Origin of the sequence: Sagittula sp. P11, from assembly GCF_002814095.1 — a bacterium.
Lineage (GTDB): Bacteria > Pseudomonadota > Alphaproteobacteria > Rhodobacterales > Rhodobacteraceae > Sagittula.
Window position 1 is genome coordinate 785,213 of the sequence record NZ_CP021913.1, and the last position, 20,993, is coordinate 806,205.

The 20,993-nt window shown below is 64.1% G+C and carries 23 protein-coding genes; 8 read left to right on the forward strand and 15 right to left on the reverse strand.

All coding sequences use genetic code 11. From position 1 onward, the window contains the following. Window positions 1-63: 63 nt before the first annotated feature. The 7 genes from soxB to CDO87_RS03855 all read right to left on the reverse strand — a co-directional run bounded on the left by soxB (window position 64) and on the right by CDO87_RS03855 (window position 5,834). Window positions 64-1,764 carry a thiosulfohydrolase SoxB gene (gene soxB / locus CDO87_RS03825; protein ID WP_100927538.1) on the reverse strand — a complete coding sequence of 567 codons (1,701 nt, stop codon included), beginning with the start codon at window positions 1,762-1,764 and terminating at the stop codon, window positions 64-66. Window positions 1,765-1,860: 96 nt separating this feature from the next. Beyond that, window positions 1,861-2,712 (reverse strand): sulfur oxidation c-type cytochrome SoxA, encoded by an 852-nt coding sequence (soxA, locus tag CDO87_RS03830; RefSeq protein WP_100927539.1) that lies wholly within the window; start codon window positions 2,710-2,712, stop codon window positions 1,861-1,863. Window positions 2,713-2,771: 59 nt separating this feature from the next. Continuing rightward, a complete protein-coding gene (soxZ, locus tag CDO87_RS03835) occupies window positions 2,772-3,101 on the reverse strand; it encodes a thiosulfate oxidation carrier complex protein SoxZ (RefSeq protein WP_100927540.1) in 330 nt (109 codons plus the stop codon). 23 nt (window positions 3,102-3,124) lie between these two features. After that, the gene (soxY, locus tag CDO87_RS03840) at window positions 3,125-3,559 is read right to left on the reverse strand and encodes a thiosulfate oxidation carrier protein SoxY (protein ID WP_100927541.1); all 435 of its coding nucleotides are present in this window, start codon (window positions 3,557-3,559) and stop codon (window positions 3,125-3,127) included. Between the two features lie 22 nt (window positions 3,560-3,581). Next, window positions 3,582-4,058: a sulfur oxidation c-type cytochrome SoxX gene (soxX, locus tag CDO87_RS03845; protein ID WP_100927542.1), complete on the reverse strand. Its 477-nt coding sequence runs from the start codon at window positions 4,056-4,058 to the stop codon at window positions 3,582-3,584. A 388-nt stretch (window positions 4,059-4,446) separates the two neighbouring features. Continuing rightward, window positions 4,447-5,031, reverse strand: a complete 585-nt coding sequence (locus tag CDO87_RS03850) for a thioredoxin family protein (RefSeq protein WP_100927543.1) — start codon at window positions 5,029-5,031, stop codon at window positions 4,447-4,449. A gap of 65 nt (window positions 5,032-5,096) precedes the next feature. Beyond that, window positions 5,097-5,834, reverse strand: coding sequence for a cytochrome c biogenesis CcdA family protein (locus CDO87_RS03855; RefSeq protein ID WP_100927544.1), 738 nt, complete (start codon window positions 5,832-5,834; stop codon window positions 5,097-5,099). Window positions 5,835-5,908: 74 nt separating this feature from the next. On the opposite strand from CDO87_RS03855, the gene CDO87_RS03860 reads away from it, so the two are divergent. From CDO87_RS03860 to CDO87_RS03870, 3 genes are all read left to right on the forward strand, one after another. Next, window positions 5,909-6,289 (forward strand): thioredoxin fold domain-containing protein, encoded by a 381-nt coding sequence (locus tag CDO87_RS03860; RefSeq protein WP_100927545.1) that lies wholly within the window; start codon window positions 5,909-5,911, stop codon window positions 6,287-6,289. A gap of 22 nt (window positions 6,290-6,311) precedes the next feature. After that, window positions 6,312-6,653 (forward strand): helix-turn-helix transcriptional regulator, encoded by a 342-nt coding sequence (locus CDO87_RS03865; protein WP_100927546.1) that lies wholly within the window; start codon window positions 6,312-6,314, stop codon window positions 6,651-6,653. A gap of 102 nt (window positions 6,654-6,755) precedes the next feature. Next, window positions 6,756-7,814: a YeeE/YedE family protein gene (locus CDO87_RS03870; RefSeq protein WP_100927547.1), complete on the forward strand. Its 1,059-nt coding sequence runs from the start codon at window positions 6,756-6,758 to the stop codon at window positions 7,812-7,814. Between the two features lie 27 nt (window positions 7,815-7,841). Here CDO87_RS03870 and CDO87_RS03875 read toward each other — a convergent pair whose 3' ends face one another. After that, complete coding sequence (locus CDO87_RS03875; protein ID WP_100927548.1) at window positions 7,842-8,438, reverse strand: riboflavin synthase; 597 nt, start codon at window positions 8,436-8,438, stop codon at window positions 7,842-7,844. Window positions 8,439-8,578: 140 nt separating this feature from the next. On the opposite strand from CDO87_RS03875, the gene CDO87_RS03880 reads away from it, so the two are divergent. From CDO87_RS03880 to CDO87_RS03890, 3 genes are all read left to right on the forward strand, one after another. Further along, a complete protein-coding gene (locus CDO87_RS03880; protein ID WP_254698324.1) occupies window positions 8,579-9,889 on the forward strand; it encodes a capsule biosynthesis protein in 1,311 nt (436 codons plus the stop codon). A 159-nt stretch (window positions 9,890-10,048) separates the two neighbouring features. Further along, entirely contained in the window at window positions 10,049-11,176 is a 1,128-nt protein-coding gene (locus tag CDO87_RS03885) for a polysaccharide biosynthesis/export family protein (RefSeq protein WP_100927549.1), read from the forward strand. Between the two features lie 91 nt (window positions 11,177-11,267). Then, the gene (locus tag CDO87_RS03890) at window positions 11,268-13,211 is read left to right on the forward strand and encodes a capsular polysaccharide biosynthesis protein (protein WP_100927550.1); all 1,944 of its coding nucleotides are present in this window, start codon (window positions 11,268-11,270) and stop codon (window positions 13,209-13,211) included. A gap of 123 nt (window positions 13,212-13,334) precedes the next feature. Here CDO87_RS03890 and ribD read toward each other — a convergent pair whose 3' ends face one another. From ribD to CDO87_RS03910, 4 genes are all read right to left on the reverse strand, one after another. Beyond that, on the reverse strand, window positions 13,335-14,414 hold the full coding sequence (ribD, locus tag CDO87_RS03895) for a bifunctional diaminohydroxyphosphoribosylaminopyrimidine deaminase/5-amino-6-(5-phosphoribosylamino)uracil reductase RibD (protein WP_100927551.1): 1,080 nt from the start codon (window positions 14,412-14,414) through the stop codon (window positions 13,335-13,337). A gap of 20 nt (window positions 14,415-14,434) precedes the next feature. Then, complete coding sequence (nrdR, locus tag CDO87_RS03900; RefSeq protein WP_100927552.1) at window positions 14,435-14,911, reverse strand: transcriptional regulator NrdR; 477 nt, start codon at window positions 14,909-14,911, stop codon at window positions 14,435-14,437. A gap of 148 nt (window positions 14,912-15,059) precedes the next feature. After that, window positions 15,060-15,797 (reverse strand): DUF1353 domain-containing protein, encoded by a 738-nt coding sequence (locus CDO87_RS03905; protein WP_100927553.1) that lies wholly within the window; start codon window positions 15,795-15,797, stop codon window positions 15,060-15,062. A gap of 134 nt (window positions 15,798-15,931) precedes the next feature. Further along, entirely contained in the window at window positions 15,932-16,342 is a 411-nt protein-coding gene (locus CDO87_RS03910; RefSeq protein ID WP_100927554.1) for a secondary thiamine-phosphate synthase enzyme YjbQ, read from the reverse strand. 101 nt (window positions 16,343-16,443) lie between these two features. On the opposite strand from CDO87_RS03910, the gene yghX reads away from it, so the two are divergent. Beyond that, window positions 16,444-17,349: a YghX family hydrolase gene (gene yghX / locus CDO87_RS03915; protein WP_100927555.1), complete on the forward strand. Its 906-nt coding sequence runs from the start codon at window positions 16,444-16,446 to the stop codon at window positions 17,347-17,349. A 60-nt stretch (window positions 17,350-17,409) separates the two neighbouring features. Here the strand turns inward: yghX and CDO87_RS03920 are convergent, their stop codons facing one another. Next, window positions 17,410-17,661 (reverse strand): hypothetical protein, encoded by a 252-nt coding sequence (locus CDO87_RS03920; RefSeq protein ID WP_100927556.1) that lies wholly within the window; start codon window positions 17,659-17,661, stop codon window positions 17,410-17,412. Window positions 17,662-17,827: 166 nt separating this feature from the next. Here CDO87_RS03920 and CDO87_RS03925 point away from each other — a divergent pair, with 166 nt between their 5' ends. Then, on the forward strand, window positions 17,828-18,499 hold the full coding sequence (locus CDO87_RS03925; RefSeq protein ID WP_100927557.1) for an SDR family oxidoreductase: 672 nt from the start codon (window positions 17,828-17,830) through the stop codon (window positions 18,497-18,499). Window positions 18,500-18,620: 121 nt separating this feature from the next. Here the strand turns inward: CDO87_RS03925 and CDO87_RS03930 are convergent, their stop codons facing one another. Next, window positions 18,621-18,896 carry an HlyU family transcriptional regulator gene (locus CDO87_RS03930; RefSeq protein ID WP_100927558.1) on the reverse strand — a complete coding sequence of 92 codons (276 nt, stop codon included), beginning with the start codon at window positions 18,894-18,896 and terminating at the stop codon, window positions 18,621-18,623. A 9-nt stretch (window positions 18,897-18,905) separates the two neighbouring features. Next, window positions 18,906-20,897, reverse strand: coding sequence for an RNA polymerase sigma factor RpoD (gene rpoD / locus CDO87_RS03935; protein ID WP_100927559.1), 1,992 nt, complete (start codon window positions 20,895-20,897; stop codon window positions 18,906-18,908). Window positions 20,898-20,993: the final 96 nt, after the last annotated feature.

Consider the following 20,993-nt stretch of genomic DNA (forward strand, 5'->3'; position numbering starts at 1 on the left):
ATTCATCTATGTGAATGAATTGGGAGGAAAATCGGCGGGCACGCAGGCCCGCCGAAGGGGATGTCAGGCGCCGATGACCTCGACGCTGTTGTTGGGATCGAGCTTGATGGTGCCTTGCTTGCGGATGTGGCTTTCGACCACGTCCCAGATCTGCGGCCCCTCCGTGCCCTCGTTGACCGAGGCCCAGCCGGCGACGATGTAGGTCTTGGCCGGATCGATGGCTTCGCCGGTCTTCATCAGCATCATCTCGGAGATGCGCTCGCCCTGCGGTTTGGCGATGTCGATGCGGTAGGCCAGGCCACCGATCCGCACCATGTCGCCGCCCTGCTGGTAATACGGGTCGGGGTTGAAGATGTTGTCGGCCACGTCCTCGAGGATCACCTTGATGAACTCGCCCGTCATCTCGGAGCGGTACGCCTCGCCGTAGGTCATCGAGGTGACGTTCCAGATGTCCTCGCGCGTGATGTTGTCGCCCGGGATCAGCGACGGCCCCCAGCGGACGCCCGGCGACATGGCGATGTCGGCCTCGCGCTCGGAAATCAGCGCGTTGCAGATCAGGTCGTCCCAGGTACCGTTGAAGTTGCCGCGGCGATAGAGAAGCTCGTCGGTGGTGCCGATGACCTCTTCCAGTTCTGCCTTGAAGGGCGCGCGCTGCTCGTCGATCAGGGCGGCCATCTCGGCATCGGGTTCGATCACGTCCGAGAAGATCGGGATCAGCTTGTGACGGAAGCCCATCATCCGCCCGTCGCGCACGTCGAGGTCGACGCGGGAGACGAACTTGCCGTTGGAGCCGGAGGCTATGATGATCGTCTCGCCCACAAGCACCGGTTCCGGCAGCGCGTCATGGGTGTGGCCGGACAGGATCACGTCGATGCCGGTGACGATGGAGGCCATCTTCTTGTCCACGTCGAAGCCGTTGTGCGACAGGCAGACCACCAGCTCGGCGCCCTGCGCGCGGACCTCGTCCACCATGGCCTGCATGTTCTCGTCGCGGATGCCGAAGGAGAACTCCGGGAACATCCAGCGCGGGTTGGCGATGGGCATATAGGGGAAGGCCTGACCGATGACGGCAATCTTCACGCCGCCCCGCTCGAAGAACTTGTACGGCGGGAAGAGATCCGGCAGCGGTTCGTCCCATTCGGCGTCGAAGATGTTCTGGCCAAGCGCCGCGAAGGGCAGGCTTTTCACCAGTTCCTGAACGCGCTCGGAGCCCAGCGTGAATTCCCAATGGAAGGTCATGGCGTCGGGCTTCAGCCCGTTCATGACGTTGACCATGTCCTGCCCCTCGGTTTGGTAGCAGGTGTAGGAACCGTGCCAGGTGTCGCCACCGTCCAGCAGCAGCGCATCCGGACGCGCCGCGCGGATCGAGTTCACCACCGTGGCGACGCGGTCGAGACCGCCGACCTTGCCATAAGCCTGCGCAAGCGCAGAGAAGTCACCGGACGACAGCGCGTAGTGGGAGGGAGAGCCGTCTTCGATGCCGTAGAGTTTGCGGAAATCGGCGCCGGTGACGTGGGGCACCTCCCCCCGGTTCGGACCGACGCCGATGTTAATGGAGGGTTCACGGAAGTAGATGGGCTTCAACTGCGCATGGATGTCGGTGACGTGGATCAGGCTGACGTTGCCGAAGGTGTCGAATTGCAGAAGCTGATCCTGGGTGAGGCTCTGCTGCGCGGCCAGCCGGGACCAGTTGCCGAAGCCGGAGGCGCCGACCAGAGCCGAAGCCGCCATGGACACTTGCAGGAAATCGCGTCTTGAGATCATGGGGGAGGGTCTTTCTCTCATGACACACATGCGCATGTGTGAATGGGTTGATCAAGGGAAACCCCGCGCGCCGACCGACGCACGGGGTCAAGTTCATCAGTTGCGGACGGCCGGCCCTTCGACGGAAAGACCGTTGCCGCGCGATTTGACGTAAAGCTCCAGCGCGATGAATTCCGGCGAACCTTCGCTGTAGGTTTCGGCGCGGGTGTCGCGGATGCAGCCCTTGAACCGGTTGTGAATGCCGTTCAGCTTGGCGTTCTTCAGACGGTACGTCGGGAAACCGTTGACCTGGCCCTGGCTCAGGTGGTCGGCGCGGATGTAGTTGCCGTAGTTCTCTTCGTGGCAGGACGCGCAGGACAGGTCCAGGATGCCGGTCCGGGTGTAGTAGAGCTCCTTGCCCTTCTCCCAGTACTCGGCGGCCGGACCGTCGATGGCGACCTGCACGGGCGTGCCACGACCGACGGAGGTGATCAGCGCCTCCATGGAGACGGCATCGCCCGAGTCGTACTTCCACGCCTCGGCGCCCATGCGGTTCACTCGGCAGTCGTTCACCTGCATCTGGATGGTGCGCAGTTCGCCGGCTTCCTCGTTGAACTTCGGATAGGTCGGCCCGACCATCGCCATGCTTTCCGCCGGATCGCCGTGGCAGTCCGCGCAGGACTTGCCCTCGGACCCTTCGGCGGTGTTCCACATGTCGGTGGCCTGATCGACGAAGATCATGCCCGGGTTGTCGAAGTCGTCGGTTTCGAGTTGCTGGGTCTCGTCCGAACGGAAGTGCCAGCCCGAGATCACCTCGTCGAAGACTTCTTCGAGATGCTCCGGGGCTGGCGCCTTGGTCGTCATCTCGAGCTCACCGTTGATGGTGAGGGTATCGTCATCCGCGCCGCCCGCGAAGGCCGCCGGAGCGATCAGCAGTGCGGCCACGGCCGTCAATGCCTTGAATTTCATCACGTTCCCTCCCTGTTGACACCCCTGCCCCGTGACATGTCACAGGGCAGGGCCGTGGATCAGCCGATGGCGATCTTCTTGGACTCTTCGTAGACGGAGCCGTCGTCATCGTACCAGGTGAACTTGAACTCGCCCGCCGCCGGAACGGTCGCATCGAATTCGAAGTAGGGGTTGGTCGAGATCGCCGGCGCCAGAACGACGTCGATCACGTTCTGGTCTCCGAAGTCACAGGTAAAGCGCCAGATGATCGAGCGCGGGATGGGGTTGCCGTCGCCGTCCTTGCGCTGGCCCGATTCCATCGGGTGCGAGATCAGCGTCTTGATGGTGATGACTTCACCCTCGGACGCGCTGCTCGGGACTTTGACGCGGGGTTTAACACCGTCTGCCATTTGTCTGTCTCCTGAAAAAGGGGTTAGCCGCCGCAGCCGCCGATGGTGACCTTCACGGTCTTAGAGGCCGTCTGGAAGGAGCCGTCTTCCATCTTGGCGATCGCGGTCACGTCCTGCGTGCCGGCCAGGCGGATACGGGTCGACGCGACGCGGGACCCGGCCAGCGGGCCGAAACGGAAGGCGGCGACACCCGGGGTCGGGTTGCCCATGGCGAAGATCCGCACCTCGACGGCACCGGGCGCGTCGATAGAGACCGGAACGGTGTTGCCGTTCTCGGCGATCTCGGGGGCGGTCAGGTTCAGCTCGCCCTCGGCGGCGGTTGCGCCGGCAAGGAATTCTTCCGCGGAGCCGACCATCTCGGCATCGGCGGCGGCCTGAGCAAAGGCGCTGACGGGCAGCAGGGCTGCCGCGGCGGCACCGGCGCTCAGCGCCAGGGTTTCACGTCGCGTGAAGTCCATGTGATTTCTCCTATACTCGAGGTCAGCTGTCCTGAAGCGTCATCAGGAAGGCGACCACGTCCTCGATTTCCTGCGCCGAGAGGATCGGTTCGATCTCGCCCTGCGCGGCCTTACCGGTGTAACCGTCACCCGGACGGGTGAAGCCACTGGTCTTGTAGAAGGCCGGCATGACCGTGCCTTCGAACGTCATCTTCGGGTTGGCGACGATGCCGCGCAGCTCCGCTTCGGTGCGGTAGCCGCCAACGCCGTTCAGCGGCGGGCCGACTTCGCCATGGAACGGCGCATCCTCAAGCGCCGTCACCGCGTGGCAGGCGACGCAGTTGCCCTTGCCTCGGTTGATCATCAGTTCCCGGCCCTTCGCCGCGTCACCCGGCGTTCCGGTCAGGGATGCCTCCACGGCACCGTATTCGTCGTAGGTCACGCTGTCGGGGGCCACGGTGTCCGCGAAAGCGGTCCCCGCCACCAGCACCGCGGCTGCCGTGATTGCTGTAAGCCTCATGTTCCCTCCCTAGGCTTTCGAGCCCGTACAAGGGCTCTACCTCGTATTGGCTGGTGTATACCGTAGGCCACCGGCCCCACACCACGCAACAACAAATTCACACTTATGAATTAATGAAGTCCTTGACAGTGGGGGCATTCCGCGCGGTGGCGGTTCAATTCCCTGATAAGCAAGGACTTTCGGCCATTCAACCTGTGGAGCGGCGATTTCCGGGGCGGCCACGCCGGGTAAATTCAATGCGGACACGCCCGTCGAATGATCCGGATTGCTCAACCCTGGGGCCATCCGACGGCCGGTTTGTGCGGTACTACGCACCTTCATGACGAAAGAATGTTGCCCGAAGGCGCAAACGATTCGCCCGGTCGATGCGCGGCGGCAAACCCCGACTTCAGTCGGTCATGCCGTTCGCGCGTTCCTGGATCCGGCGCGCGTGGTAACGCTGGAAGTCCTCGCCCGTCTCGGCCTCCATCTCGTAGCGCTTCTCGGCCACCCAGGTGAACATGTCTATCGACGTGCCCTTGCCGAAGGCGCCCGGCATGACGGCCACGGCGGCGTCGATGGCGGGCTGGCCCTCGGGGACCTCTTCCGGCAAAAAGACGATGTTCGGCGTGAACAGCACGCGCCACTTCCGGGCCATCTGCTTCTCGGAGAGCGCCTCGCCGTCGAGGTCGGTCACTTCGGTATCGCCATGCAGGTTCATCTGAACGACGAAGTAATTGTCGTCGATGTACTCCGACACCTCAGGGTCCGAGAACACCTCCTCGTGCATCTTCTGGCAATAGATGCAGCCGCGCTGCTCGAAGAAGATGACGAGGCGCTTGCCCTCGTCATTGGCCTCGGCCAGGTCGTCCCGCAGGTCCTTGAAGGTGTCGCGCATCCACGGCTGCTTGTGCAGCCCGTCGTCGCCCACCTCCTGCGCCAGCGCCGGCAGAGCCAGCGCGATGCCAAGCGCCGCACCGATCCATGCTTTCATTTCACGTCCTCCCAGACAGCGCGCCCGCGGGTCGAGGCCCGCAACAGGCGCATTCGACACAAGGTTCAGCTCAGCGACGTCCAGCCCGGGAATGTCTCGATCATCCACTGAGCGATCAGGTTCACCGTATCGGTCGCGATGAGAATGGCAAACAGGATCAGCATGACACCCATCACCTTCTCGACATATTGCAGCTTGCTGCGGTGACGGGCGGTCCATTTCAGGAACGGACCCGAGAACAGCGCAGCGATCACGAAAGGCGCGGTCATGCCGATGCCGTAGACCAGCAGCAAGAGCCCGCCGCGCCAGATGTCGCCCATCCCGGAGGCGATCATCAGGATCGAGGCCAGCGCAGGCCCGACGCAGGGTGTCCAGCCGAAGCCGAAGGCCAACCCCATCACGTAGGCCCCCATCAGCGTCGTGGGTTCCGCGGTGCTTTCGACCCGGGCCTCCCGGTACAGCAGGCCGATGCGGATCACGCCAAGGAAATGCAGGCCGAAGACGAACAGGATCGCGGCGGCGACATAGGACAGCGGCTGCCTCCAGTCGGCGAAAGCCTGTCCGACCGCCGTCGCGCCCATCCCCAGCAGTACGAAGATCGTCGTGACGCCCGCTGCGAAGAACACGGCGGACACGATGAGGCGCTTCTGGGCACCCGGAGGAATACCGGCGTCATCGCGCAGTTCAGCCATGCTGATTCCCGCCATGTAGCACAGGTAGAAAGGCACCATCGGAAGGATGCAGGGCGTAAAAAAGCTCAAAAGCCCGGCAAGCGCTGCACCGGCAAAGCTGATATCAAGCACAACCCACACCTTTCCTTGAAAAATTCACATATTCAGATTACGTTGTCCGTAAAGAGTTCGTCAATCGGTGGATCATGTCCTTTCGTCACCTTTTCATGGCAGCCTGCGTCGCCGTGCCGCTTTCGGGCGGCGCGGCGTTTGCCGAAGACTACACGCTCGTCATGGTCGAGCAGCCGGGCTGCGCCTATTGCGCCGCCTGGGACGACGAGATCGCACCGGCCTATCCCAATACGGCAGAAGGACAATTTGCGCCACTGGTGCGCGCCGACCTGCGCGAAGGACCGCCCGAGGGCGTCACCTACGAACGGCGCGTGAACTTCACGCCGACCTTCATCCTCGTCGAGGACGGGGCCGAGATTGCCCGGCTCGAAGGCTACATCGGGCAGGATTTTTTCTGGCCCGTGCTTGCGCAGCTGCTTGAGTCGCACACCGAGTTTACGCAACCTACTAATTGACCAGAAAGAGTCAGGAACAGGCATGGGACTACCTGTATTACGAGACGACCTGAGTGACAGCGAACTCGACGCCATCGTCGAGAAGGCAAACGCCGCGTCTGCCTTTCTGAAGGCCATCAGCCACGAGGGCCGGCTGATGATCCTGTGTCACCTCGTCTCCGGCGAGAAGTCGGTGACGGAACTGGAGGAACTGCTGTCCGCACGGCAGGCAGCGGTCAGCCAGCAACTGTCGCGGCTGCGTCTTGAGGGGCTCGTGGTTCCGCGCCGCGACGGAAAGGCGATCTACTACCGGCTGGCGGACGACAAGCCGCGCAAGATGCTTGAAACGGTCTACGAGCTGTTCTGCGGCGACGACGCAGACTGACGGCCCGACCGATGCCGCGCCGCCGCGTGGCATTTTCTTGCGAAGGCGCAGGCAGGTCCGCATAGTCGGATAATCACGTCAGGTCGGGAGGAGGACTCTGGCATGTTGGAACTTGTGGGCGAGCACCAGATGGTCGCTCTGATCGGCCTTGGCAGCGGCATTCTGCTGGGCCTTGCAGCCCGCCTTGGACGCTTCTGCACGCTCGGCGCCATCGAGGACGCCCTGTATGGCGGTTCGACCGTGCGCCTGCGCATGTGGGGCATCGCCATCGGCCTTGCGATCATGGGCAGCTTCGCCCTCATGGCCTCGGGCCTGCTGGTCGAGAGCGAAACCTATTACCTGTCGATCCGCTGGATGCCGCTCGCCTCCATCGTGGGCGGCTTGGTCTTCGGCTACGGCATGGCGCTGTCGGGCAATTGCGGCTACGGCGCCATCGCCCGGCTGGGCGGCGGCGACCTGCGCAGCTTCGTCATCGTGCTGGTCATGGGCGTCAGCACCTTCGTCGTGCTGTCCGGCCCGCTCGCGCCCTTGCGGGGCATGCTCTTCCCCCAGGTGCCCGTCACCACCGAGGTCCCGCCCGGCATTGCACATCAGCTTGCCGCCATGTCGGGCCTGTCGGTGCCGGTCATCGGCATGACAATCGGCGCACTGATCATGATCGGCTCTGGCGCGGCCCGCGCGGTGTGGGAGAAACCGTCTCGCGTCCTGTGGTCCGCAGCGGTAGGGCTCGCGGTCATCCTGGCCTGGGCCGGAACGTCATGGGTGGCGCACCGCGGGTTCGAGGCGCTGCCTGTCGTCTCCCACAGCTTCGCGGCCCCGCTGGGCGACACGATCCTGTGGTGGATGACCGGCTCTGCACGGCCCCTGTCGTTTGCGGTGGGATCGGTCGCCGGGGTCTGGGCGGGCGCCTTCATCGGGTCGCTGATCAAGGGGCATTTCCGCTGGGAAGCCTGCGAGGATCCGCGGGAACTGCGCCGCCAGATCTTCGGGGCGGCGCTCATGGGCGGCGGCGCCGTCGTGGCGCTCGGCTGCTCCATCGGCCAGGGGCTGTCGGCGTTCTCCGTACTCGCCTTCTCGGCGCCGGTCACCTTCGCGTCGATCTTTGCCGGTGCCGCGTTCGGACTGCGTCAGCTTATCGTGGGGTTCCAGCCCGCCGAATGACAGGTCCGGCGGGATGGCAACGACAGGTCAGTCGAAATCCCGCAGCCGCGCAACGTACCGGGCGAGCGTGTCGATCTCCAGGTTGATGCGGTCGCCGACGGCGGTCAGTCCCCAGGTCGTGACTTCCTTGGTGTGCGGGATGAAGTTGATCCCGAAGGTCGTGCCGTCCACTTCGTTCACCGTCAGAGAGGTGCCGTTCAGCGCCACCGATCCCTTCGGCGCGATGAAACGGGCCAGCGCCTCGGGCGCGTCGAAGGTGACGCGCGTGCTGTCGCCCTCGTCCTGCATGCCCACCACCGTGGCGACCCCGTCCACGTGTCCCGACACGATATGCCCGCCCAGTTCGTCCCCGACCTTCAGCGCGCGCTCGAGGTTGATCTTGCTGCCCTCGGTCCAGCCATCGTTGCCGCCGATGGTCGTCTTCGACAGCGTCTCGGCGCTGATGTCGACCTCGAACCAGTCAGGGCCCAGCCCGATCACCGTCAGGCAGACACCGTTGCAGGCGATCGAGGCGCCCATGTCGATGGAGGCGGTCTTGTATTTGGTGCCGATCCGTGCGCGAAGATCGCCGCGGCGCTCCAGCGCGCGCACTTCGCCAACATCCGTGATGATCCCCGTGAACATGCTGCCTCCGCCGGATTCGTGAGTTTACAAAGCCTTAATTTCGCCGAACTCTTTGAATAGTTTGGCAACAAAGGCATCACATATACGGAAGGTCTCCACAAGGTCGGTTGGCACGCGACAGGGACGTTCGAAGGGCACGCATGGGCGATATGGCGAAGATCAGCAAGGGCAGCGGCGACCAGAGGGTCTTTCTGTTCCTTCAGGGACCGCACGGGCCGTTCTTCCACCGTCTGGCCCAGATGCTGCGCAAGACCGGCGCGAAGGTCTGGCGTGTCGGTTTCAACGCCGGGGACCGGGCCTTCTGGTTCCATCCGAAGACCTTCCTGCCCTTCCGCGGCACGCAGGACCAGTGGCGGGCCTGGCTGATCGACCTCCTGCACGAGAAGCGGATCACCGACCTCGTGCTGTACGGCGACGTGCGCCGCATCCACGCCGAGGCGGTGGAGGAAGCGCGCCGCCGCGGCATCACCGTGCACGTCTTCGAAGAAGGCTACATGCGCCCCTACTGGGTGACGTATGAACGCGGCGGTTCCAACGGGCACTCACGGCTGATGGACATGACCGTTGCGGACATGCGCCGCGCGCTTGAGAAGTCCGACATGGAGGCCCCCCTGCCCCCGGCGCATTGGGGCGACATGCGGCAGCATATCTTCTATGGCGCGCTCTACCATTGGTTCGTGATGTTCCGGAACGGCGATTTCCGCAACTTCCAGCCGCACCGCTCCCTGACGGTATTCCAGGAATTCCTGCTGTACCTCCAGCGCCTGACCTTGATGCCGCTCACCTGGGCGGACCGCGTGATCGCCACGCTGCGCATCCGGCAGGGCGGATTCCCCTACCACCTGTGCCTGATGCAACTGGAGCATGACTCCAGCTTCCAGAAACACTCCCCCTTCACCACGATGCCCGATTTCCTCGGGATGGTGATCGAGGGCTTCGCGTCGGGCGCCCCCGGCCACCACCACCTCGTGTTCAAGGCGCATCCGCTGGAAGACGACCGTGCCGGTGTGCGCAAGGCGATCCGCGCGGCCGCGAAGCGCCACGGCGTGGGCGACCGGGTCCATTACGTGCGCGGCGGCAAGCTGGCGCAGCTGCTGAACGATGCGCGCACCGCCGTTACCGTGAACTCTACGGCTGCACAGCAGGTGTTGTGGCGCGGCATTCCGCTCAAGGTGTTCGGCGATGCGGTCTATGCCAAGCCGGAGTTCGTCTCCACCCAGCCACTGCCCGAGTTCTTTGCCCTGCCCTCCCGGCCCGATAACAAGGCCTACAAGGACTACCGCCGCTATCTTCTTGAAACCTCGCAACTTCCCGGCGGTTTCTATTCGGCCCGCGGGCGGCGGCAATTGCTGCGGCAAGTGGTCGACATGATGCTGGCCGGGGACGATCCTTACGACGCCTTCGAACGCGGAACCGCGGCCCCAAGGCAACAGTTGCGCGTGGTGCACTGACCCGACCGGTCCGCAAAGCTGGATTTCTTCGTCAGCAGCCTCTAACCTGTGGAAAAATCGGGGACCACAAAGGTCACCCATATAAAACCGAGGCAGACTTCAGGTCGAGGAGACCGAGCAGTGAAAAGTACCCCCTCCCGGTGGGCGAGGAGCGTCGCCATGCTGGCCGCGGTGTCGATTCTGGCATCCTGCGGCCTTCCGCGCGTTGGCCCGAACAAACGCGAAATCTTTGCAGGATCTGTTCAGAGGGAGGGTGACTCCTTCATTGTCGCGGTGAACGACCGGGTGACGCGGGCCACGGCCGTGGTTCCGGCGCTCGGCTTCTCTGAAGGCTTCCGGAATGCCTCTGTCGTCGGGTCGGACACGATCCAGCCCGGGGACACACTGGGCCTGACGATCTGGGAAAACGTCGACGATCCGCTTCTGGGCGCCGGTGGCGGCGCTACCGGCGGCAGCGGGCCGGCCATCCTCGAAGAAGTGCAGGTCGACGGCTCCGGTTTCATCTTCATTCCCTACGCTGGCCGCATCCGTGCCGCCGGGAACACGCCCGAACGCATCCGCCAGATCATCACCGCCAAGCTTGAAGACCAGACACCCGATCCGCAGGTACAGGTGCGCCGGCTGGCGGGTGACGGGTCCACCGTCAGCCTGCTGGGGTCGATCAGCGGTCAGGGCGTCTATGCCATCGAACGTCCGACCCGGACGCTGTCCTCGATGATCGCACGCGCCGGTGGCGTCACGATCAAGCCGGAGATCGCGCAGATCAAGATCATCCGCGGCAACCGGACCGAGACGATCTGGTTCCAGGACCTCTACAAGAACCCCGATTTCGACATCGCCCTGCGCGGCGGCGACCGCATCCTGGTCGAAGAGGACACCCGCGCCTTCACCGCGCTTGGCGCGACGGGCACACAGGCGCGCGTTCCCTTCGAGGCGCAGAGCATCTCTGCCGTCGAGGCCATCGCAACCGTCGGCGGCCTGATCTCGGCCACGGCAGATCCGACCGGCGTTTTCGTGTTCCGCAACGAACCCGCGGAAATCGCCAACCACGTCCTGGGCCGGACAGACCTGGTCGGTGCACAGCGCATGGTCTACGTGCTGGACCTGACCGAACCGAACGGCATGTTCATGGCACGCGACTTCGTCATCCGCGACCAGGACACGCTCTACGTGACCGAAGCGCCGTATGTGCAGTGGGACAAGACCATCGCATCCCTGACAGGATCGCTCAGCTCGGTGGCAACGGTCACCGATATTTCCGACACGCTCAGTGGCAGCGGGGACTAACTTGAACTTACCCGAGGGACAGGGTCGCGCCGGGGAGGAAACTTCCCGGCGCCTTTTCGTTTTCGCTGCAGGCTTCCTGCGGCAGAAACAAGTGCGTCGCATTCTGGATCTTGCAGGATACCGGGTGTCGCTGGGTATGCCCGGCCCCGACGACCTTGTGGGCGTCTGGGGGCAATCGCCTTACGCCTGGCGCGGCGAACGCATGGCCGAGAGGTCGGGGGCGTCGCTGGTCCGGGTAGAAGATGCCTTCCTGCGCTCCCTCCATCCCGGTCGGCGGGGAGAGCCGCCCTTCGGCCTGCTGATCGACCGGAGTGGCGTGCATTTCGACGGCGGTGCGCCGTCCGATCTGGAGCGGCTGCTGGCGACCGAGCCGCTTGACGACCACGCCTTGCTGGAACGCGCACGGGGTGCCATGGCGCGGCTGCAGGACGGACGTCTCTCGAAGTACAGCGCCTCCGATCCGGAAGCGGAGGCCCCTGCCCCCGGTTATGTTCTTGTTGTGGATCAGACAGTTGGCGATGCTTCCGTGCGCGCCTCGGGCGGTGACCGCTCTCGTTTCCTCGAGATGCTGTTCGTCGCACGAGAGGAAAACCCCGGCGCCCGGATCGTCGTAAAAACCCATCCGGAAACGGCGCAGGCGCTGCGCGACGGCCATTTCCGTGATGAGGACGCAGGCGGCCCTGTCACGCTCTACGACGGCGATGCCAGCCCGTGGGTTCTGCTTGAAGGCGCGGTCCGGGTCTATACCCTGTCCTCGCAAATGGGGTTCGAGGCAATCGTTGCGGGCCACAAGCCGCGCGTCTTCGGGCGGCCGTTCTACGCCGGATGGGGCCTGACCGACGACGAAGAGGTCTTCCCCCGCCGAAACCGTCGCCTGACCCGTGCACAGTTGTTCGCAGGCGCGATGATCCTTTACCCGACATGGTACGACCCACACCGCGACCGGCTGTGTCAGCTTGAGGACGTGATCGGCTCTCTCGAAGCCCGCACGCGCGCCTGGCGCGAGGATCGCCACGGCTGGATCGTGTCGAGCGCCCGGCTGTGGAAAAGGGGCCTTCTGCAGAAATTCTTCGGCAAGGAGAAGCGCCTGCGGTTCGAAGATGATGTGGACAAGGCTGTGGAGCTTTCGCAGCAAACCGGCCGCCGCCTGATGATATGGGCCAATGCCGGTGGCGGACGGGGCGTGCATCTGGAGGACGGGTTTCTCAGATCGCGCGGATTGGGTGCGACGCTGGTGCCGCCCCTGTCTCTCGTGCTCGATCCCGATGGGATTCACTTCGATCCGGAGACACCGTCGGCCCTGGAACACATGATTCAACGCCGCGCGGGCGGCCTGCGATCTGACCAGATCGAACGTGTCCACAGACTTATACAGGCGATGGTCTCGGGTGGCTTGTCCAAATACAACCTTTCGGGCGGATTGCCCGACCTGCCGGAAGGCCACCGCATCCTGGTGCCCGGACAGGTGGAGGACGACGCCTCCATCCTGCGCGGCAGCCCGATGGTCCAGTCGAACACCGAATTGCTGAAGCGCGCGCGCCAAGCGAACCCGTCCGCTGTCATACTCTGGAAGCCCCACCCCGACGTAGAGGCAGGGCTGCGCAAGGGCGCCGTCGAGGATCCCATGCGATGGGCGGATGCGCGTCTGGACGGCGCCGATATCGCACAGGTCCTGGATGCCGTGGACGAAGTCTGGACCATGACCTCTCAGACCGGGTTCGAGGCGCTGCTGCGCGGTCTCAAGGTGGTGACGCTTGGCGTGCCCTTCTATGCCGGCTGGGGCCTGACTCGCGATCTCGGCCCGATCCCCGCCCGGCGGCTGAGCGGGCCGCGCCCCTCGCTGGAATCGCTCGTCCACGCGGTATTGATCGATTACCCGCGTTACCACGACCCGCACATGCGCGAGGCTTGCAGCGTCGAGACGGTCATTCACCGGCTGAAAGAAGGCCCGATCCCACACCCCGGTCCGCTGAATCGCGGCCTGTCGAAACTGCAGGGCGCACTGGCCAGCCACACGTGGATCTGGCGGCGTTAACCTTTATTCACAGGGAATTGGTCCATCTCTCTGAGAAATAGTTATTTTCAGAGTTGTCCACAGATTTTGATATGCTTTCGGATAGGTTTTCCGATCATATAAACATCTGGCGACAAAGCACTTTTACGTCGCGGAACCCCGCCTCCAGACGTGCTGGACGTCGCCCCCTCGCTGGCAAACATCCACAAGGGTGAAACGGGGCGCTTCGCGGAGCCTGTCGACCCCCAGCGCGCCTATCCCCGGATGGCCTTCGGCACCCAGTGCCAAGCCCGCGGTGAACACGTGAAGTTCGTCCACGAGGTCCTGCGCCAGAAGCGATGCGGCCAGCTGGCCGCCGCCCTCGCAGAAGACCCGTGTCAGCCCCTCCTGCCCCAAAGTCTTCAGCAAAGCCGCGGCATCCAGCCGCCCGCCCGCAAGCGGCACGGTAAGCAGGCGCGCCCCGATGCCCTGCCAGGCGGTCAGCAGGTCACCGCGCGCATCCGCCCCGTGGCAGAGCCAGACGGGAACGTCCTTTGCGGTACGGGCAAGGTCGCTGAGCAGCGGCAGGTCGAGGTGGCGCGACGCCACGATGCGGACCGGAGGCCGGCTGCGGTCAAACCCGCGGACGGTAAGGCGCGGATTGTCGGCGCGGGCCGTCCCGCCCCCGACCAGAACGGCGTCATGACTGGCGCGCAGGGCGTGCACTGCGTGGCGCGCCTCCGGTCCGGTGATCCACTGGCTTTCGCCGGTCGCCGTGGCGATCCGCCCGTCGACGCTCATGGCCAGTTTCAGCGTCAGCCAGGGGCGTCCATGCTCGACCCGCAGGAAGAAACCGGCATGGTCATGCATCGCTTCCTGAGCCAGAACCCCGGTGCGGACCTCGATACCGTTTTGCCTCAGCTTTTCAAACCCTTGCCCGGCGACCCTCGGGTCGCTGTCGGCGATCGGAGCAACCACCCGTGCGACACCGGCCGCAATCAGCGCGTCCGTGCAGGGTGGTGTCTTGCCGTGATGCGCGCAGGGTTCGAGTGTGACATAGGCCGTTGCGCCGCGGGCGGCCTCCCCGGCCATGGCCAGCGCCTGCGTTTCTGCGTGCGGGCGGCCCGAAGGCTGCGTCCAGCCCCGCCCGACGACGCGGCCCTTGCGCACGATCAGGCAGCCGACGGCTGGGTTGGGCCAAGTCTGGCCCATGCCGCGGCGGCCCAAGGCCAGAGCCTGGGCCATAAAGCGCGCGTCGGAAGCCGTCACTTGGCCGGCGGCGGCAGGTTCGGGTCGGGCCGCAGCTCGGAGACGAACTTGTCGAAGTCGTCCGCCGCCTGGAAGTTCTTGTAAACGCTGGCAAACCGGACGTAGGCCACGGTGTCGATACGGGCCAGCGTCTCCATCACGATCTCGCCGATCATCTTGGAGGGGATGTCGGTTTCGCCCATGCTTTCCAGCCGCCGCACGATCCCGGAAATCATCTGGTCGATGCGCTCCGGCTCTATCGGGCGTTTCTGGAGGGCGATCCGGATCGAGCGTTCCAGCTTGTCGCGGTCGAAATCCTCGCGCCGTCCGTTGGACTTGATGACCACGAGGTCACGCAGCTGCACACGCTCGTAGGTGGTGAAACGCCCGCCGCAGGCGGGGCAGAAGCGACGGCGGCGGATCGACACGTGGTCTTCGGCCGGCCGGGAGTCCTTCACTTGAGTGTCGATATTTCCGCAAAACGGGCAGCGCATCGGCCTGTCCCCTCGTTTCTCAATGTTCCTGCCTCGGTCATGGGGTTGTTCCCCAATTATCCACAGTCACTATAGGACGGCGCCCAAGTTTTGGGTAGAGAAATAATCTTCCCCCCAGATGGTGCTGTGTTTACGCAACGCGAAGGCGTCATTCACTGGCGGGAGCGCCGAGAACGGCGGGCCGGACCTGCTTTCCCGCCTTCAGATCGGCCTCCCGCTTCGTCATCCATGCGGCGATGGCCTCCACGTCCGGGTCGGTCTGTTCGATCCATTCGAGGCACCACGCCATTTCCTTCTGCAGCGCCTCTTGCGGCACTTCGGACAGATCGCGCGCCGGATCGTCCCAGCGCGGACCGCCCAGATAGACCGCCGCGAACATGATCTTCGCCTTCTGCGGTGGCGTTCCGTTGACCAAAAGCGCCTCGTAGAACATGCGGTGCACGTCCTGCCACGCGCGGGTGCGCCACGTCGGCAGGGCATCGTTGCCGACACCGCAATAGGCATCGTGCAGCGCCGCCGCCATGAGGTATTCGCGACTTTGGCGGTCCCCGATGAGCGGCGCGAAGATCGGCGGGATCGTGGCACCGTCGGTCAGTGTCTGCCGGGGAGCGGTCCATGTCTCGCCGCTGGCGTCGATGAACTCGATCTCGTCCCGGGTGGGCAGGAAGGCTTGGTTGAACCCCTCCATGAAGACGGGCTGCCCCTGCATCTCCAGCGGCCCGCCGATGAACCTGCAGCGCGTCTCGCGATCCGCAAGGTCGAGGCAGGTCTGGGCCACCTGCGCTGCCCGGCGCGCGATGATCTCCGGCAAGCCGATCACCGCACCGGCAATGCCGATGGCCGCCACTGTGGCGAGAGCAAGGAAAAGACGGCGGGGGCGTGGCATGAGGGGCTGTGACTGGTCCTGAAAAAGGGTCGAACGATACGCTAGCAGAGCGTGGGGAGGGATGCGATGCGGCTTTGGCGATCAAGACGTCCGTGCCGCTCGCATTTGAAACGGGGGCCGGGCACAGGCATCCCTCAGCCTAGGTGGGCGGCCACTTGGCGTTGATGCGGTGCCGATCTGTGCTCGAACAGGTAGATCCCCTGCCACGTCCCCAGCGCGAGCCGCCCCTGCGTGACCGGGATCGTCAGGGACACGGGCATCAGCGCCGCCTTGATGTGCGCGGGCATGTCGTCGGGACCTTCGTACGTGTGAGTCAGGTAGGCCATCGAGGGATGCGTGCTGGGTGGCACGAGCCGGTCAAAGAAGGCACGCAGATCCGTCTGCACCTCCGGGTCGGCATTCTCCTGGATCAGCAGGGAGGCCGAGGTGTGCCGGACGAACAGCGTCAGCAGGCCATCGCCCCCCTGCCCGGCCCAACGCGTCACGTCGCGGGTGAATTCGTAGAGGCCGGGGCCGGTTGTCGAAATCGTGAAGGTTGTCTGCACTGATTGTCTCTGTGGTTCTGAACGAGTCGTCCTAACCTTCCTTGCATCCACGTGAACGCGCCGCAACGGCAATGGACGTGGGGCCACAAGGGAGAGGAAGAATGAACGATCATACGCCGCCGCGCCGGATGACCGCCGAGGATTTCGACCAGGAACTGCTGGATCTTTACGATTTCTACGCACACGGGAAGATCTCGAAACGGGAGTTCCTCGATGGTGCGGCCCGGTTCGCGGTGGGCGGTCTGACAGCCGCTGCCCTGCTGAACATGCTTTCTCCGAATTATGCGCTGGCGGAACAGGTCAGTTTCAACGACCCCGACATTCTGCCGGAATACGTGATGTACCCGTCCCCCAACGGGCACGGCGAGGTGCGCGGCTACCTCGTGACCCCGGCCGGAGCCGAAGGTCCGCTGCCTGCGGTCGTCGTCATTCACGAGAACCGCGGCCTGAACCCCTACATCGAGGACGTCGCGCGCCGTCTGGCAAAGGCCGGGTTCATCGCGGTTGCGCCGGACGGTCTGACCTCTGTCGGCGGCTACCCCGGCAATGACGCAGAGGGGCGAGAGCTGCAGCAGACGGTCGACAGCACCAAGCTGATGAACGATTTCTTCGCGGCCTACGAATGGCTTGCCGCGCATGAGGCCACGACGGGCAAAGTCGGATGCGTGGGGTTCTGCTATGGCGGCGGGGTCTGCAATGCCCTCGCAGTTGCCTATCCCGAACTGAACGCATCGGTGCCGTTCTACGGTCGTCAGGCGAATGCGGCGGACGTGCCGAAGATCGAAGCGCCGCTCCTGCTGCACTATGCCGAGCTGGACGAACGCGTCAACGAAGGCTGGCCGGAGTACGAGGCGGCGCTCAAGGAGCACGGCAAGACCTACACGGCGCACATTTATCCGGGGGTCAACCACGGCTTCCACAACGATTCAACGCCGCGTTACGACGAGGCGGCTGCGGAACTGGCGTGGCAAAGAACGCTCGCCTTCTTCAACGAGCACCTGAGCTGAAAAAGTACTGAAAGCGAAAAGCGGACGCGCCGGGAGGTGGCGCGCCCGCCAAAGGGGCAATCAGACGTCCCGGACCACGCAGGCCACGCTGGGAAGACCATCGGCTGAGGAGGCCGGAAGCGGACGACCGCTGTCCGACACGATGGGCATCTGCGCCACTTGCGCGAGCGTTTCCTGGCAGCGGGCGAGGTCGTCGGGGGACACTTCGATCTCGATCACTTCCGGCTCGACGGGTGCAAGAAACTCGGTCGCGGCGAATGCGGCCGTGGCACTTGCGGTCAGGGCGAACAGGTAAACTGGCAGCTTGTTCATCTCTTTGCTCTCCTTCGTGTTGATAACTAGGAGACGCCGGAAATGGTTCCCGCTACGCTAAAGGTTTGCATTCGAAGCGAAGAATTCCGGGATTTTTCAATCGCATCGCATGGAAACCTGCGGCGGCGCACACGTTGATCCGATGAAAGACGAAAGGACACAAGACATGAGCAAGACACTTTTCATCACCGGCGCCTCTTCGGGGATCGGGGCCGCGACGGCCCGGGCTGCGGTGGCGCGCGGCTGGACAGTCGGGCTGTTCGCACGTTCCGAGGACAAGCTTTCAGCACTGGCGGATGAACTCGGGGACGCCGCACTTCCCTTGGTGGGCGATGCGACCTCGCTTGAGGAACAGCGCGCGGCAATCGGCAAGCTGGTGGACCGCTTCGGCGGTCTGAACGCGGCCTTCGCCAACGCGGGCACAGGCCTCTCCGCTGCGGGAACAGAGAAGGGCGACCCTGACGAGTGGGAAACGCTGGTACAACTGAACGTGCTGGGTCTGCTGTGGACCGTCAAGGCGGCGATGCCGGCACTGAAGTCCAGCAAGGGCCACATGCTGCTGACCGGTTCCGCCGCCGGCCGGACGCACATCAAGGGATCGGTCTATGGCGCGTCGAAGTGGTTCGTGCACGGCTACGGCGGCAACCTCGCCGAGGAAATGCGCGAATGGGGAGGACGCTGCACGGTGATCGCACCGGGCATGGTGGATACGCCGTTCTTTGACGAGGCAAAGCCGGACAAGCTGAAGCCGGAGGACATTGCCGACGCGGTGGTCTTCGCGCTGGAAGCCGATCCGCGCGCCTGCGTGCAGGAAATCTTCGTGATGCCGACCGGCTGATCCCGAGGGCACTCCGCAAAGAAAAGACGCGCCCAGCACCGGGCGCGTCTTTTTTCAGGCGGCCCACTCGGGCGCGCAACTTGTCATGCAACTCAGTACGCTGTCCGGACAGCCCCGGGCGTCAGGAAAAGATCCGGGCGCCCTGCTGGTCGATCATCTGCTTTGCCTTGGCGACGGAGGCTTCGCGCGCCTCGTCTGCGTCACGAATGACGTCGGCGCGGATCAAGCGATGAGTGCGGGTTTCGCCGTCCATATCCGCCTCGATGATCGCGCAGATGCGGAACCCGCCATCTTCCGACATCGGCTGAGGGATGATGCGAAAGCCCTCGTAGTCAATGGCTTCGGCGGCGGGCTTTGGAGCCTCGCCGCCGCCGAAGAGTTTGTTCCAGATGGACATGACCGCGCCTTACTGGTCGAGGAAGGAGCGCAGCTTGCGCGACCGCGACGGGTGCTTGAGCTTGCGGAGCGCCTTCGCCTCGATCTGGCGGATACGTTCGCGGGTCACGCTGAACTGCTGGCCGACTTCTTCCAGCGTGTGGTCGGTGTTCATGCCGATGCCAAAGCGCATCCGCAGAACCCGCTCCTCGCGCGGGGTAAGGGACGACAGCACGCGGGTCGTGGTTTCCTTCAGGTTTTCCTGAATGGCGGAATCCAGCGGCAGGATCGCGTTCTTGTCCTCGATGAAATCGCCGAGCTGGCTGTCCTCCTCGTCGCCGATGGGCGTTTCGAGAGAGATCGGCTCCTTGGCGATCTTCATCACCTTGCGGACCTTCTCGAGCGGCATCTGCAGCTTTTCCGCCAGCTCTTCCGGGGTCGGCTCGCGGCCGATCTCGTGCAGCATCTGGCGACCGGTGCGGACCAGTTTGTTGATCGTCTCGATCATGTGGACCGGGATACGGATCGTCCGCGCCTGGTCCGCGATGGACCGGGTGATGGCCTGACGGATCCACCATGTCGCGTAGGTCGAGAACTTGTAGCCGCGGCGATACTCGAACTTGTCCACCGCCTTCATCAGGCCGATGTTGCCTTCCTGGATGAGGTCGAGGAACTGCAGGCCGCGGTTGGTGTATTTCTTGGCGATGGAGATCACGAGACGCAGGTTCGCCTCGACCATTTCCTTCTTGGCCTGCCGGGCTTCTTTCTCGCCCTTCTGCACCTGGTTCACGATGCGGCGGAATTCAGAGATATCCAGCCCCACGTACTGACCGACCTGCGCCATGTCGGTGCGCAGCTCCTCCACCTTGTCGGCGGAGCGCTCGATGAACATCTGCCAGCCGCGCCCGGACTTCTCGGCCATGCGCTCAAGCCAGTTCGGATCGAGCTCGTGACCGCGATACTCGTCCACGAATTCGCGACGGTTGATGCGGGCCTGGTCGGCCAGCTTCACCATGGCGGAGTCGATGGACATGATGCGCTTGTTGATGCCGTAAAGCTGGTCGATCAATGCTTCGATGCGGTTGTTGTGCAGGTGAAGGCCGTTCACCAGTTCGACGATCTCGCCGCGGAGCTTCTGGTAGGTTGCCTCGTCATCGGAGTCGAAGGAGCCGTCCTCGTTCAGGGTGGCCGAGATCCGGCTGTCCTGCATTTCGGCCAGTTGCTCGTAGTCGCGGGCGATGCGGTCGAGGGTTTCGAGAACGCGCGGCTTCAGCGCCGTCTCCATCGCGGCGAGCGACATGTTGGCCTGCTCGTCGTCGTCCTCGTCATCGTCGCGGCTGATCGGGTTGCCGTCGGCGTCGTATTCCGGTTCGTCCGATTTCTGCTGTGTGCCCGTCTCGACGTTGGACGCATCCACCACGGGTTCGTCCAGTTCACCGTCCTCGCCCATCTGGCCGGAGAAGGTGGTCTCGAGGTCGATCACATCACGCAGAAGGATGTCTTCGGACAGAAGTTCCTCGCGCCAGATGGTGATCGCCTGGAACGTCAGCGGGCTTTCGCAGAGCCCGAGGATCATAGTGTTCCGACCAGCCTCGATCCGCTTGGCTATGGCGATCTCGCCTTCGCGCGACAGCAGTTCGACGCTGCCCATCTCGCGCAGGTACATGCGCACCGGGTCGTCCGTGCGGTCGAGCTTTTCGGTCGTGCCAGATCCCAGCGCGACCTCGCCGCCGCGCTTGGCTTCGACAAGATCGGTCGAGCCCTTGCCGGACTCGTCTTCCTCGGCTTCCTCGTCGTCCTCGGTCACCTGGATGCCCATTTCCGAGAGCATCGACATGACGTCCTCGATCTGGTCCGAGGACACCTGATCCGGCGGCAGAACCTGGTTGAGCTGGTCGTAGGTGATGTATCCACGCTCGCGCGCTTCGGCGATCATCTTCTTGACCGCAGCCTGCGACATGTCGAGGCTGATCTCTTCTTCCTGGTCGTCGGATTTGGCGTCTTCGTTGTCCTTGGCTGCCATGCGGCTCTCCTGATCGAAGGGGAGGACGAATCACTGATTGACCGACTCAATAGCGTCTTTGAGTGATTCGGGAACCCGTCTACCCTTATTTCTTTA